The organism is Microbacterium sp. JZ101, assembly GCF_053903175.1.
This window is the reverse complement of the sequence record NZ_CP096400.1, coordinates 2,887,976-2,901,768: the sequence shown is the minus strand read 5'-3', so window position 1 is coordinate 2,901,768 and position 13,793 is coordinate 2,887,976. Positions and strand designations below refer to the sequence as shown.

Genomic DNA, 13,793 nt, shown 5'->3' with positions numbered 1-13,793 from the left:
CGCACACCGGCGGCGGCCTCGGAGACGGGGCCGCCGTCGGCGTGTGCGGGGGAGGAGTTCTGTGAGAATCGAGAGCATGCGAAGGCGAGCGGGGGCCGCGTTGATCGCGCTGGTGGCGGCGGGTGGCCTCGCCGCCTGCACGGATGAGCCGCAGGCAGCGCCCGAGGAGGCGCCGCACGCCGCGACGTTCGACTGCGATCAGGGCGAGCCGCTCGCGAACGCCCTCGAGAACGGCGCCGAGTGGGCCATGTGCTGGCAGGTCGATCCCGATCGCGGCCTCGTGCTCACGGACATCCGCTTCACGCCGACCGATGCCGAGCCCGTCCTCATCGCCGAGGAGATCTCGCTCGCGCAGCTCGAGGTCCCCTACGACTCGGGCGAGAACACCACGTACGACCTCACCGACGCCGGCTTCGGCGGCACGAAGATGCAGACCCTCACCGAGACGGAGTGCGTCGGGGAGCGGATCGCGACGGACATCCCCGACATCGACGACGGCACGTACGGCAAGACCCGTCACCGCGAGGTGCTGTGCTCGCTCATCGTCGACGGCGGGCTCGGGTACCGATCGGGGGAGTTCGGCGAGGTCGTCGCCGCGCGACGCGAGGACTGGCAGCTCTCCACGATCTCGAAGGTCGGATGGTACGAGTACGTCACGCAGTACTCGTTCGGCTCCGACGGCGTCATCCGATCCGACCTCGGCGCGACCGGCGACATCTCGCCGATCGACTTCAGCGACCACGAGCACGGCTCGGCGGTGGGCGAGGGCGATCATGCGCACGCGACGAGCCACTCCCACAACGCCGTCTGGCGGGTCCACTGGGCGCTCGACGATCCGGGCGCGCTCGCGGTCGAGCAGTACGACGCGGAGGACACGGGGGAGATGGGGCCGAAGGCGCCGATCGTGGAGGGCAGTCTGCGGGCCATCGAGCATCCGGCGATCGCGCAGTGGGAGGATCGGCGCTGGTGGCGCGTCCTGGCCCCGGGCGTGCTCAACGCCGATGGCCGTCCGATCTCCTACGAGATCGATCTCGGCAAGAGCGACACCTTCACCTTCACCCACGATCACCTCTTCCACGGCGAGGAGGAGGCGTACGACGTCGCGTTCACGAATGCCGACCCGTGCGAGCTGCTCGCCGTCCGCAACGGCGCGGGGTCGACGTGCGGGCAGAGCGTGCACGACTACATCGAGGACTCCGCGGACGAGGAGCTGCGCGATGTCGTCTCCTGGGTCGCCGTGGGCTTCCACCATGTCGTCCGCGATGAGGATCAGTCGCCGATGGACATGCACTGGCAGGGGTTCGCCCTGCGGCCGCGCGACCTCACGGCGCAGCGGGTCGCCGTGCCGGACGGGCGCGAGGAGCTCAACGGCGAGCTCGAGGGCGAGTTCCGGAAGTGGTACCGCCTCGACGAGGAGGACTGAGCAGGGGAGGGAGCGGGCGGAGGGGCGCGCCCTCCGCCCGCCTGCTCAGCGGCGCCCTGCCTTGCGCTGGAACAGCCATCCGCCCCAGGCCACCGCGATGACGAGGATCGCGGCGCACCAGAGCAGCGCCCAGGCGCCCTGTGCACCGATGTCGGTGCCGAAGAGCAGGCCGCGGATGGTCTCGATGATGGGCGTCACGGGCTGGTAGGTCGCGATCGGCTGCAGCCAGTCGGCCAGGGAGTCCACCGGGACGAACCCGCTCGAGAGGTACGGCAGGAAGAGGAGCACGAAGCCGTAGGCGTTGGCGCCCTCGGGGCTCGACGCGGCGAGTCCGATCGCGGCGAAGAGGTACGTGATGGCGAGGATGTACAGCGCGATGAGCGCGGCGGCCCCGATCCACTCGAGCGGACCGGCCGTCGGGCGGAAGCCCACGAGCAGGGCGACGCCGACGACGATCCCCGTCGCCACGAGGTTGCGGATGAGGCTCGCGACGACGTGTCCCGTGAGGACGGCGCTCGCTCGCAGCGGCATCGTGCGGAACCGGTCGATGATGCCCGCCTTCATGTCACCGGCGACGTAGACGGCTGTCGAGGCCGCGCCGAAGCCCGCGCACGTGAAGACGATCCCGGGCACGACATAGTCGACGTAGCCGCCGGACGGATCGATCGCGCCGCCGAAGATCCACGTGAACATGAGCATGAGCATCACGGGGAGGAGGATGGCCATGAGCAGCGACTCCCCGTCGCGCAGCGAATGGCGGAGGCTGCGCCCGACGAAGACCGACTCGGCGGTCAGGCCGCGCAGGCGCGGGCGGGCGAGGTCGACGGCGGTCATGCGGACTCCTTGAGCTGGGGCGTCCGGGCGGGCGCGGGTTCGGTGAGGGCGAGGAAGACGTCGTCGAGCGTCGGGCGTCGCAGCGAGACGACGCCCTCGGCGCCGGACTCGTCGAGCACGTCGAGGGCCCGGCGCAGGCCCGACACGGTGCCGTCGGTCGGCACCTCGCGGAGGAGGTCGCCACGGGCGTCGTGGAGCTCGACGGTGTCGCCGCCCACGCGCGCCTTCAGCTGCGAGGCCGTGCCGAGCGCGGCGACCCGGCCCTCGTGCAGCACGGCGATCCGGTCGGCCAGCTGGTCCGCCTCCTCGAGGTACTGGGTCGTGAGGAAGACGGTGGTGCCGGCTGCGGCGACGGCGCGGATGACGTCCCACAGGTCACGGCGGCTGCGGGTGTCGAGACCGGTGGTCGGCTCGTCGAGGAAGAGCACCTCGGGCGTCACGACGAAGCTCAGTGCGAGGTCGAGACGGCGGCGCATCCCGCCGGAGAACGTGCCCACGCGCCGCGCGGCGGCATCGGACAGGGCGAAGCGGGCGAGGAGATCCCGTGCGCGCTCGGCGGCGGCTCGGGGCGACAGGCCGGCGAGACGGCCGAACATAACGAGGTTCTCGGACGCCGTGAGCACGTCGTCGACCGCAGCGGACTGACCCGTCAGGCTGATGCGACGGCGGACCTCGTCGGGCTGCGTCGCCACGTCGTGGCCCGCGACGTGCGCGATGCCGTCGTCGGGGTGCACGAGCGTCGTGAGGATGCTGATGGTCGTCGTCTTGCCCGCGCCGTTCGGGCCGAGCAGGGCGAAGACCTCTCCGGGCTCGACCGAGAGGTCGAGCCCGGAGAGGACGGTGTGCGCGCCGAACCGCTTGCGCAGTCCTCGCACCTCGATGGCGGGACGCATGGCGTCTCCCTTCTGTGTATGAGTGAAACTGTTTATGACAGTAACACACTGTTTATGTCATATACAGGCCTAGGCTGAGACGCATGAGCGAGATCGAGCAGACCCCCGTCGAGCTGCCCCGCGGCATCGCGCTCGCATGGGGGGTCGCCGCGAATCCGCAGCGGGGGCCCAAGCGCGAGATGAGCGTCGAGCGCATCGTCGAGACGGCCGTCGAGCTGGCCGACCGCGAGGGGATCGGCGCCGTGTCGATGGCCGCCGTCGCGAAGAAGCTCGGCTTCACGCCCATGTCGCTCTACCGGTACGTCAGTGCGAAGGACGACCTGCTCCTCCTCATGCAGGAGGAGGCGACGGGGCTGCCACCCGAGGAGCATCGGACGGCGGATGGCTGGCGCCGGGCGCTCGAGGTGCTCTTCCGCGCGCAGGTCGAGATCTATCTCCGCCATCCGTGGATCCTGGCTCTGCCGATCGCGGGCTCGCCGATCACGCCGAACAGCTCGGCGTGGCTCGATGCGGCCCTCGGCGCGCTGGCGGAGACGCCCCTCGCTCCGTCGGAGCGGCTCGCGGTCGCGCTGGCCGTCACCGGGCAGGCGCGGTGGTGCGGGATCGTGAACGCCGGCTACAGCGAGGCCGCGCGCGCAGACGGGCTCGCGCCCGAGGAGGTGGCGGCGCGCGAGGCGGCCCTGTTCGATGCGGTCATCGACGCCGACGGGTATCCCGCGCTGCGCGGCGCGATCGATGCGGGCGTCTTCCTCGACGAGGCCGATCCCTTCCGGTTCGGGCTCGCCCGCCTTCTCGACGGCGTCGAGGGCTATATCGCCCGGCTCGACCGCGGTGAGCCCCCTGCGAGCGAGGGCGGATGGATCGAGCTCGACGACGCCGACGTGCTCGAGGACAAGCGCTACCGCGCGGCGGCGAAGGCGTCCCGAGACGCGCAGAAGGCGCTCGTCGCCGCGGAGAAGGCGCTGCGCCAGGCGCGCAGGGCTCAGGCCCAGGCTCTCAAGGAGGCGCGGGAGCGCGCCGCGCGCTGACGGGTGCCCGGGTCACACGGGCCACTCGGGTTTACAGGCGTCTCCGCTAGCCTCTAGAGTTGTCGGGATCGAACAGAGAGGGTCGTGGGGGAATGGCTGAACTGCCGGATGTGCGGTTTCTCACGGTCGCCGAGGTCGCAGACATCATGCGCGTCTCGAAGATGACCGTCTATCGGCTCGTCCACTCGGGCGAGCTCCCCGCCGTCCGGTTCGGCCGCAGCTACCGCGTCCCCGAGTCGGCCGTCACGGCCGCTCTCGAGATGCCGTCGGAGCGCCCCATCGCCGACGCCGGCTGAGCGCTCCGAGTCGGCGTTCAGGCGCCGCTCCCATCATGGGATAAGATGCTCTGAGGCACTTTTCCATGGTGCCCGATCCCGGATGTCAGCGACGGCCGTCGCGACCGGACATCCAACCCCTGACATAGCGAGGTTTCCGTGGGTTCTGTCATCAAGAAGCGCCGCAAGCGCATGGCGAAGAAGAAGCACCGCAAGCTGCTTCGCAAGACTCGCCACCAGCGCCGCAACAAGAAGTAGCGGCCCCCGCGAACGCCGGCTCCGTGATCCACGGGCCGGCGTTTCTGGTATCCGGGCGTCATCGCCGGTCGTCACCTGTCGTCGCGACTCGTCACATGATGACTCGCCCTCGTCTGGAATATTGGAATTCGCTAGGTTGAGCGTGAACCGCCCGCCGGAGATCCGGCGCGGCGATCCTCCTCTGAAAGGGCAACCATGAGCGATCCGAAGCCAGAGCGTCACGTCGATCCCACCCCTCTCGAGCACACCCCCGACCCCACGGGCCCGTCCACCGTCGCGACGCTCGTCGCGGAGTTCCTGGGCACCTTCCTCCTCGTCCTCGGCGGCGTCGGCGCGGCGCTGTTCGCCGCCGACTTCGGCGCGAGCGATGCCGGGACGAGCCTCGGCATCGGCTTCGTCGGCGTCGCGCTGGCGTTCGGGCTCACCGTCGTCGCAGGGGCGTACGCCTTCGGGCCGATCTCCGGCGGGCACTTCAACCCGGCCGTCACCCTCGGTCTGGCCGCCGCCGGCCGGTTCCCGTGGGGCGGCGTCGCCGGCTACGTCGTCGCGCAGGTCGTCGGCGGCGTCGCGGCGACGAGCGTCATCGCGCTCATCGGCTCGTCCGGCGACGGATGGCTCGCCGCGGCCCAGGAGGGTGGGTTCGCGAGCAACGGGTTCGGCGAGCTCTCGCCGGGCGGCTTCGGCATCCTCGGCGCGATCGTCGTCGAGGTGCTGTTCACGGCGCTCTTCGTGCTCGTCATCCTCGGCGTCACGCACCCCACGCGCGGCAACCCCGCGCTCGCGGGTCTCGCGATCGGCCTCACCCTGACGCTCATCCACCTCGTCACGATCCCCGTCGACAACACGTCGGTGAACCCCGCGCGATCGATCGCGTCGGCGATCTTCGGGGGAGGCGACGCGCTCGCGCAGCTCTGGGTCTTCCTCGTGTTCCCTCTCGTCGGCGGACTCATCGCGGGCTTCGCCTACAAGCCGCTGCTCGACACGGCGCGCCGCTGAGCCGCAGCGCGAGCGGAGCGACGGCCCGTGATCCACGGGATACTGGAGGGATGAACGAGATCACGGTCCAGGAGCTCCGCTCGCGCGAGGACGTTCCGCTCATCGACGTCCGCGAGACGCACGAGTTCGCGGCAGGACGTGTGCCGGGCGCCGTCAACCTGCCGATGTCCGAGCTCGGGATGCGGCTCGACGAGCTGCCCGCCGAGCCGTTCGACGTCATCTGCGAGGTCGGCGGACGCTCCGCCCGGGTCGTCGAGGCGCTCACGGCCCGGGGCTACGAGGCGACGAACGTCGCGGGCGGCACGAGCGCGTGGCGCGCGGCCGGCTACGACATCGAGGCCTGAGCCGGATGACGCAGCTGACGCTCATCGGCAAGCCCGACTGCCATCTCTGCGACGTCGCGCGCGAGGTCGTCGACCAGGTCCTCGCCGAGCTCCCGGATGAGACGGCCGACCGCATCGAGGTCGTCGAGCGGTCGATCGCCGACGACGAGGAGCTTCACGCGCAGTGGTGGGAGAAGATCCCCGTCGTCCTCATCGACGGACGCCTGCACGGCCACTGGCGCGTGTCCCCCGACCGCCTGCGCGACGCCCTCGTCGCCGCATCCTGAACCGAGAGGCTCTGCCATGGCCATCCGCCACATCGTCCTGTTCCAGCTCGCCGCGTCCGACCCCGAGACCCGCGCAGCGCACGCGGCCGAGGCGAAGGAGCGCCTCGAGGCGCTCGTCGGCGTCGTCCCCGGTCTGCTCGAGCTGACCGTCTCGCGCAACGCCGCCTACGAGGGTGAGAACCACGACATCGTGCTCGACGCGCTCTTCCCCGACCTCGCCGCGCTCGAGGCGTACCAGGTGCACCCCGCCCACGTCGAGGCGGCGCGCTTCGTCGGGTCTGTCCGCAGCGGGCGCGCGGCGATCGACCTCGAGGTCTGAGACCCGTCCCTCATGCACGACGCCCCCGCCATCCGGCGGGGGCGTCGTGCATGAGGGCGGGAGAGGCTCAGGCCTCGTCGTCCTCCTCGGGCTCGTAGTCGACGCCGGCCTCGGCGCGCTGCTCGGGCGTGATCGGGGCCGGAGCGGCCGTGAGCGGGTCGAAGCCGCTGCCGATCTTCGGGAACGCGATGACCTCGCGGATCGACGGGGCGCCCGCGAGCAGCGACACGACGCGGTCCCACCCGAACGCGATGCCGCCGTGCGGCGGGGCGCCGAACTGGAACGCGTCGAGCAGGAAGCCGAACTTCTCCTGCGCCTCCTCGGGGCCGATCCCCATGACGTCGAAGACGCGCTCCTGCACGTCGCGGCGGTGGATGCGGATCGAGCCGCCGCCGATCTCGTTGCCGTTGCACACGATGTCGTACGCGTACGCGAGCGCCTCGTCCGGAGCCTCCTCGAAGCGGTCGATCCACTCCGGCTTGGGCGACGTGAACGCGTGGTGCACGGCGGTCCAGGCGGAGTGGCCGAGGTCGACGTCGTCGTCCTCGCCGGTCGGCTTGAAGAGGGGCGCGTCGACGACCCACACGAACGACCATGCGCTCTCGTCGATCTGTCCCGTGCGCTTGGCGATCTCGACGCGCGCGGCGCCGAGCAGCGCGCGCGCCTCGCTCGTCCTGCCCGCAGCGAAGAACACGGCGTCGCCGGGCTGAGCGCCCGTCGCGGCGGCGAGCCCCTCGCGCTCGGCGTCGGAGAGGTTCTTGGCGACCGGGCCGCCGAGCGTCCCGTCCTCGCCGAACGTGACGTAGGCGAGGCCCTTCGCGCCGCGCGACTTGGCCCAGTCCTGCCACGCGTCGAACTGACGACGGGGGAGCGAGGCGCCGCCGGGGTGCACGACAGAGCCGACGTACTCCTGCTGGAAGACGCGGAAGGTCGTGTCGGCGAAGTAGTCGCCGAGCTCGACGATCGCGTTGCCGAAGCGCAGGTCCGGCTTGTCCGAGCCGTACAGGCGCATCGCGTCGGCGAAGGTGATGCGCTCGATCGGCGTCGGGATCTCGACGTCGATGAGGCGCCACAGCGCCTGCACGATCTCCTCGCCGAGGGCGATCACGTCCTCCTGGTCGACGAAGCTCGCCTCGATGTCGAGCTGCGTGAACTCGGGCTGGCGGTCGGCGCGGAAGTCCTCGTCGCGGTAGCAGCGTGCGATCTGGTAGTAGCGCTCGATCCCGCCGACCTGCAGCAGCTGCTTGAAGAGCTGCGGCGACTGGGGGAGCGCGTACCAGCTGCCCGGGCTGAGGCGCGCGGGCACGAGGAAGTCGCGCGCGCCCTCGGGCGTCGAGCGGGTGAGCGTGGGGGTCTCGACCTCGACGAAGTCGTGCTCCTCGAGCACACGGCGCGCGGCCGCCGATGCCTTCGAGCGCAGGCGGATGGCCGCGGCGGGCGCAGGGCGGCGGAGGTCGAGGTAGCGGTACTTGAAGCGCGCGTCCTCGCCGACGGTCTCGGTGCCGTCGAGCGCGGTCGAGACCTGGAAGGGGAGCGCGGCCGACTCGTTGAGCACCTCGACCTCGGACGCGATGATCTCGATCTCGCCGGTCGCGAGGTTCGGGTTCGCGTTGCCCTCGGGGCGGCGCGACACCTCGCCCGTGACCTTCAGGACGAACTCGCTGCGCAGCGGGTGCGCGATCTCCTCGTCGCGGATGACGACCTGTGCGATGCCCGATGCATCGCGCAGATCGATGAAGGCGACGCCTCCGTGATCGCGGCGGCGATCGACCCACCCGGTGAGGGTGACGGTCTGACCGATGAGCGAGGCGTCGAGCGAGCCTGCCTTGTGGGTGCGCAGCACGGAGAATCCTCCTGGTAGGAAAGGGAACCGCACCATTCTACGGATCGCGCGCGTCCTGGCCATCCGCTCGCGGGAGCGGGCTAGCCAGGGCTCGCAGGGCGCGGGGCGGCTGGCGGAGGCGCGCGGAACAGCGAACGCTGCGGATGGCGTGCGGATGGCATGCGGCGGATGGCGGGCGGCGGATGGCGCCGGTCCGTCGAGCGCGATCCTGGGGTGTGGCCAGTGCGCGGGGCGGTCCCGCTCGGTCGCGACAGATGCATGTAAGCGTTTCGCTTACACGTCCCGGAGGGTGTGTGTCGGTGGTCGGGACTAGGATGGACCCCTTCTCTTGTGGCCCCGGGCACGCGAGATTGCGGGCGACGGATCTTCGAAGAATCTTCGAGAAATTGCTTGTGCCTGGTCGTAGTTGTGTTCTATCATGGGGTATGGCCTTCCCATGGGCGCCCGATGAGGGGCAGGATGATCCGGCCGGCGCGGTGTGCGCCGCGGTCGGGCTGCTGGACGGGCTGTTCACACGGGTGGGGGAGGTGGCGTCGGGAGATCTCGCGGGGTTCACCGCGCGGGTGGAGCAGCTGGGGCGGGTCGTGGACGCGCTGCGGGTGCGGGCGGCAGGAGAGGTCGCGTGGCGGTCCCGGCGGGGCCTGGAACGGCCCCTCGCGGGAGAGCTCGGCTGCCGGGACGGGCGGGAGCTGCTCGAGCGTCTCACCGGGATCCCCGGGCCGGCGGTATCCGCGCGGGTGCGGCTGGATGAAGCCACCCGGGACCGGGAGAGCCCCACCGGGCTCCCCCTGCCGCCGGCGCACCCGGCGGTGGCCGCGGCGGTGGAAGCGGGCCTGCTCGGGGCGGAGCCGGCGGCGCTGATCGTGAAGGCCGTCGCCACCGCCCGCCGCGGCGCGCCCGCCTCCGAGGTCGACAAGCTCGAGGTGATGGAGCGGCACCTCGTCGGGATCGCCACCGGCGCGATCGCGACCGACCTGGACGAGGCCGCACCCCCAGCCGAGGCCACCTCGCCGTTCCCGGACGGCGCGGCCGCGGCCGTGCCGTGGAGCGTCGTGAAAGCCCACGCGGACGCGTGGGTGGACGTCCTCACCGCGGACGGCCTCCCGCCCGACCCCGAACGCCCCATCCGCAACCGCACCCTCACCCTCACACCCCTGCCCGACGGGGCCTTCCGCGTCAACGGCACCCTCGTCCCCGAAGCCGGCGCCCTCCTGCAGAACCTCCTCTCCGCCCACACCAACCCCGCCCGCCACGTCACCTTCACCCCCACCACAGACCACGACGACGACGCGGGCGACGGGCCGGACGGCACAGGCAACGCGTCGAACGCCAGCGCAACGGGCACGAGCGGCGCGGAAGACGCTGCGAGCCCTGCCGGTGCCGGCGACTCGAGCATCGCGGCCGACGCCGACGCCGACGACGGCGCGGACGCGGATGGCGATGGCGGGTTCTTCGACGGGATCGACACCGAGACCCGCAACGACACAGACCCGTGGGGACCGGACGAGATCATCCACGACCCCCGCACCCCCGGACAGAAACGCCACGACGCGTTCTTCGCGATGATCCAGGCCGCCTCACGCGCCGCCGAGACCCCCACCCTCGGCGGCGCCGCCCCCACCGTCATGATCCACATCACCGCCGACGACCTCACCACCACAGACACAGACACAGGCACCGGCGACGGCGACGGCGTGCATGACACCGCGGCCCACGGCCCGGGGTCCGCGTTCGCCCGCCCGAAGCACGGCATCGCGCACCTCGACGGCTTCGACGCGCCCGTCCCCGCCACCGTGGCCCGCCGGATCGGATGCACCGGAGACATCCTCCGCGCCCTCTTCACCCCCGAAGGACGCATCCTCGAGCTGCGCAGCATCCAACGCTGCTTCACCCCCACCCAGCGCAAAGCGATCGTCGCCCGCGACGGAGGCTGCATCATCCCCGGCTGCACCATCCCCGCCGCCTGGTGCGAGATCCACCACGTCCAAGACCACGCCCAAGGCGGACCCACCGAAACCGACAACGGCGTCCTGCTCTGCTGGTGGCACCACCACCACCTCGACACCTCCGGCTGGACCATCCACATGCACCACGGCGTGCCCTACATCGCCGCCCCCAACTGGATCGACCGACACCACCGCCACCGCCCAGCACCCACCTCCCGCACCAGACTCCACGCCAAACTCACCCAACACCTCAGATGCTGACAACCGCGCAGATGCCGAACCACGCGCGACGAGCGCACAGGCGATCCCGGCCCTTCGCACAGGGAACCCGGATGCGCCGTCGATAGCGTCGAGCCCGACCCCACCGCCCGCGCCGACGGAAAGGCCGCACCGACATGACGACGACCGAGATCACGGCCGCCGCCGACGGAGGATCCTGGCTCTCCACTCTCGTGGATGCGGTCGTGGGGCTCATGGACGTCATCGGCCCCTACGGCGCCGGCGTCGCGATCGCGGCCGAGAACCTCTTCCCGCCGCTGCCGAGCGAGGCCATCCTCCCCATGGCGGGCCTCGCCGCCCATCGCGGCGCATTCGCGCTGTGGGAGGCGATCCTCTGGACGACGGTCGGGTCCGTCGTCGGCGCGCTCCTCCTCTACGGCATCGGCGTCTGGTTCGGCGTCGACCGCCTGCGCCGCATCGCCGAGCGCCTGCCGCTCGTCTCGGGAGAGGACATCGACCGGACGGTGGCCTGGTTCCACCGGCACGGCGGCAAGGCCGTCTTCCTCGGCCGGTTCGTCCCGATCTTCCGGAGCCTCATCTCGATCCCGGCCGGCGTCGTGCGGATGCCCGTGTGGCGCTTCGCGCTGCTCACGGCCGCGGGGAGCGTCATCTGGAACACCGTCTTCATCCTCGTCGGCTGGTATCTCGGCAGCGGCTGGCACATCGTCGAGCAGTACATGGACATCGTCCAGAACGTCGTCATCGTGGGCGTCGCGGCCGCGGTCGTCTGGTTCGTCGTCGTCCGCGTCCGCGCGCAGCGTCGCCAGCGCGCGGCTGGTGCCGTCGCTCCGCGCGCCGAGCGCGAGGCGCCGGCGGCTGACTGAGCGTTCGTAGACTGGGCCTGTGCCCGCCGAACGCCTCCATCTCGTCCGCCACGGCGAGGTCTTCAATCCGCGGCGCGTGCTGTACGAGCGCATGCCCGGATTCCGCCTGAGCGAGGACGGGCGGCGGATGGCCAGGGCAGCGGCCGACTACGTGCGCTCGCTCGATCGCCCGCTCGCCGAGCTCGTCTGCTCTCCGCTCGAGCGCACGCGCGAGTCGGCCGAGCCGTTCACGGCGCTGTTCGAGCTCGAGCCGCGCGCCGACGAGCGCGTCATCGAGCCGTGGAACGCGTTCGCGGGGAAGCGCATGAGCCGCGCCGTCTTCATCCCGCAGAACTGGTGGCACCTCCGCCGCCCGTCGCGGCCGAGCTGGGGCGAGCCGTACCGCGAGGTCGTCGACCGCATGCACGCGGCCCTCGACGACGCGTGGGACGCCGCCGACGGCGGCGACGTCGTCATCGTGACGCACCAGGCGCCGATCTGGATCACGCATCTCTCCGTCGCGGGTCTGCCGCTGCGGCACGACCCCCGCACGCGCCGGTGCGCCCTCTCGAGCGTGACCTCGTTCGAGCGCAAGGGCGACGTCTGGCGCGAGGTCGACTACGTCGAGCCCGCGTCGACCGCGGGCGCGGTCGACGTCGGGGCCGTCTGAGACCCGCACCGCGCCATCCTTCACCCCGCCGTCGCCTCGCGGGCACCTTCCGGACCCCTCGCGTTCACGCAGTGCGCTGACCGTAGAAGGTCAGCGGGAGACGCCCGCTGACGGAGGTCACGTGAGCGGTCTGAGGCGAGAGGCGATCGACGCCCGGGCAGTCGTGACCGACTTCGACGGAGTCCACACCGACGACACCGCCTTCGTCGACGCCGACGGCCGCGAGTTCGTCCGCGTGAGCCGCTCCGACGGGATGGGCGTCTCGCTCCTGCGCAGGGCCGGCATCCCCTTCCTCATCCTCTCCACCGAGACGAACGGCGTCGTCGCCGCGCGCGCCCGCAAGCTCCGCGTCGACGTGCGCCAGGGTCTCGACGACAAGGCGGCGGCTCTGCGCGAGTGGGCGGATGCCCAGGGCGTCGCGCTCGCGGATGTCGCATACCTGGGCAACGACGTGAACGACCTGCCGTGCCTGCGGATCGTCGGCTGGCCCGTCGCGGTTCCGCGCTCCCATCCCGACGTGCTCGCGATCGCCCGCGTCGTCCTGCACCGAGCGGGCGGCGACGGCGCCGTCCGCGAACTGGCCGAGCGCGTCCTGCGCTCCCGCACGGGCCTCGTGCCCGAGCGCGCGGGCGCTGCGCTCCGCGCGTCCATCCCGTCCTCGTCACAACCGGAGGAGCACTCATGACGGTCACGATCGGCACTCGCACGCTGGGCGATGCGCACCCCACCTACGTCATCGCCGAGATCGGCCTGAACCACAACGGCTCGGTCGAGATCGCCAGGGAGCTCATCGACGTCGCCGCGGCCGCCGGCGCGGACGCGGTCAAGTTCCAGAAGCGCACCCCGGAGATCTCCACGCCCGAGCACATGCGCGACGTGCCGCGCGAGACACCGTGGGGCACCATGACGTACCTCGAGTACCGCTACCGGGTCGAGTTCGGCCGCGACGAGTACCTCGAGATCGGCGCGCACGCCGCCGAGCGCGGCGTCGACTGGTTCGCGTCGCCGTGGGACGAGCCCTCGGTCGCGTTCCTCGAGGACCTCGACGTCGTCGCGCACAAGGTCGCGTCGGCGAGCCTCACCGACGACGGACTCCTCGCGGCGCTGCGCGACACGGGCAAGCCGATCATCCTCTCCACGGGCATGTCGACCATGGAGCAGATCGACCGGGCGGTCGACCTCCTCGGCACGGAGAACCTCGTCCTCCTGCACGCGACGTCGACGTATCCGATGCCGGCGGAGGAGGCGAACCTCCGCATGATCCCGACGCTGAAGGACCGCTTCGCCGGCGTCCCGGTCGGATACTCGGGGCACGAGCGCGGGCTCGCGATCTCGTTCGCGGCCGTCGCGCTGGGCGCGGCCGCCGTCGAGCGCCACATCACGCTCGATCGCGGCATGTGGGGCTCGGACCACGCCGCCTCGATCGAGCCGACCGAGCTCGCGGCCCTCGTCGCCGGCATCCGCGACATCGAGCCCGCCCTCGGCGACGGCATCAAGCGCGTCTTCCCCGGCGAGCTCGCGCCCATGGCCAAGCTGCGCCGCGTGGGGGCGGGCGCCGCAGTCTGACCCGCCTGCCGCGCTTCGCGCGAACCGGCGCCCGATCGCCGCATTTCGGG

16 protein-coding genes are annotated in these 13,793 nt (G+C 71.5%); 13 read left to right on the top strand and 3 right to left on the bottom strand.

The window, feature by feature from the left end; genetic code table 11:
- The first annotated feature begins 76 nt into the window (after positions 1-76).
- Positions 77-1,423 carry a copper amine oxidase gene (locus tag M1D56_RS13490; RefSeq protein WP_456283846.1) on the top strand — a complete coding sequence of 449 codons (1,347 nt, stop codon included), beginning with the start codon at positions 77-79 and terminating at the stop codon, positions 1,421-1,423.
- Between the two features lie 45 nt (positions 1,424-1,468).
- On the opposite strand, the gene M1D56_RS13485 is transcribed toward M1D56_RS13490, so the two are convergent.
- Complete coding sequence (locus M1D56_RS13485) at positions 1,469-2,257, bottom strand: ABC transporter permease (RefSeq protein ID WP_456283845.1); 789 nt, start codon at positions 2,255-2,257, stop codon at positions 1,469-1,471.
- Positions 2,254-3,150, bottom strand: a complete 897-nt coding sequence (locus M1D56_RS13480; protein WP_456283844.1) for an ATP-binding cassette domain-containing protein — start codon at positions 3,148-3,150, stop codon at positions 2,254-2,256. The genes M1D56_RS13485 and M1D56_RS13480 overlap by 4 nt, the downstream gene beginning before the upstream one ends.
- Positions 3,151-3,233: 83 nt before the next feature.
- Between M1D56_RS13480 and M1D56_RS13475 the strand changes: the two genes are divergently transcribed.
- The 7 genes from M1D56_RS13475 to M1D56_RS13445 all read left to right on the top strand — a co-directional run bounded on the left by M1D56_RS13475 (position 3,234) and on the right by M1D56_RS13445 (position 6,636).
- Entirely contained in the window at positions 3,234-4,178 is a 945-nt protein-coding gene (locus M1D56_RS13475; RefSeq protein WP_271174417.1) for a TetR/AcrR family transcriptional regulator, read from the top strand.
- Positions 4,179-4,270: 92 nt separating this feature from the next.
- On the top strand, positions 4,271-4,474 hold the full coding sequence (locus M1D56_RS13470; protein WP_271174418.1) for a helix-turn-helix domain-containing protein: 204 nt from the start codon (positions 4,271-4,273) through the stop codon (positions 4,472-4,474).
- A gap of 138 nt (positions 4,475-4,612) precedes the next feature.
- Positions 4,613-4,711 carry a 30S ribosomal protein bS22 gene (locus tag M1D56_RS13465; protein WP_003792170.1) on the top strand — a complete coding sequence of 33 codons (99 nt, stop codon included), beginning with the start codon at positions 4,613-4,615 and terminating at the stop codon, positions 4,709-4,711.
- Positions 4,712-4,906: 195 nt separating this feature from the next.
- Positions 4,907-5,707 carry an aquaporin Z gene (gene aqpZ, locus M1D56_RS13460; RefSeq protein WP_456283843.1) on the top strand — a complete coding sequence of 267 codons (801 nt, stop codon included), beginning with the start codon at positions 4,907-4,909 and terminating at the stop codon, positions 5,705-5,707.
- Between the two features lie 50 nt (positions 5,708-5,757).
- Positions 5,758-6,051 (top strand): rhodanese-like domain-containing protein, encoded by a 294-nt coding sequence (locus tag M1D56_RS13455; protein WP_456283842.1) that lies wholly within the window; start codon positions 5,758-5,760, stop codon positions 6,049-6,051.
- A gap of 5 nt (positions 6,052-6,056) precedes the next feature.
- The gene (locus tag M1D56_RS13450) at positions 6,057-6,317 is read left to right on the top strand and encodes a glutaredoxin family protein (RefSeq protein WP_282980178.1); all 261 of its coding nucleotides are present in this window, start codon (positions 6,057-6,059) and stop codon (positions 6,315-6,317) included.
- Between the two features lie 16 nt (positions 6,318-6,333).
- On the top strand, positions 6,334-6,636 hold the full coding sequence (locus tag M1D56_RS13445) for a Dabb family protein (protein WP_271174421.1): 303 nt from the start codon (positions 6,334-6,336) through the stop codon (positions 6,634-6,636).
- 67 nt (positions 6,637-6,703) lie between these two features.
- Here M1D56_RS13445 and aspS read toward each other — a convergent pair whose 3' ends face one another.
- A complete protein-coding gene (gene aspS / locus M1D56_RS13440; protein WP_456283841.1) occupies positions 6,704-8,479 on the bottom strand; it encodes an aspartate--tRNA ligase in 1,776 nt (591 codons plus the stop codon).
- Positions 8,480-8,904: 425 nt separating this feature from the next.
- Between aspS and M1D56_RS13435 the strand changes: the two genes are divergently transcribed.
- The 5 genes from M1D56_RS13435 (at position 8,905) to M1D56_RS13415 (ending at position 13,743) form a co-directional block, all read left to right on the top strand.
- Positions 8,905-10,686: a DUF222 domain-containing protein gene (locus tag M1D56_RS13435; RefSeq protein WP_456283840.1), complete on the top strand. Its 1,782-nt coding sequence runs from the start codon at positions 8,905-8,907 to the stop codon at positions 10,684-10,686.
- 134 nt (positions 10,687-10,820) lie between these two features.
- Positions 10,821-11,528, top strand: a complete 708-nt coding sequence (locus M1D56_RS13430) for a DedA family protein (RefSeq protein WP_456283839.1) — start codon at positions 10,821-10,823, stop codon at positions 11,526-11,528.
- 19 nt (positions 11,529-11,547) lie between these two features.
- Positions 11,548-12,177 (top strand): histidine phosphatase family protein, encoded by a 630-nt coding sequence (locus M1D56_RS13425; protein WP_456283838.1) that lies wholly within the window; start codon positions 11,548-11,550, stop codon positions 12,175-12,177.
- A 121-nt stretch (positions 12,178-12,298) separates the two neighbouring features.
- A complete protein-coding gene (locus M1D56_RS13420; protein WP_374727746.1) occupies positions 12,299-12,862 on the top strand; it encodes a KdsC family phosphatase in 564 nt (187 codons plus the stop codon).
- Entirely contained in the window at positions 12,859-13,743 is an 885-nt protein-coding gene (locus M1D56_RS13415; protein WP_456283837.1) for an N-acetylneuraminate synthase family protein, read from the top strand. The genes M1D56_RS13420 and M1D56_RS13415 overlap by 4 nt, the downstream gene beginning before the upstream one ends.
- Positions 13,744-13,793 lie beyond the last annotated feature (50 nt).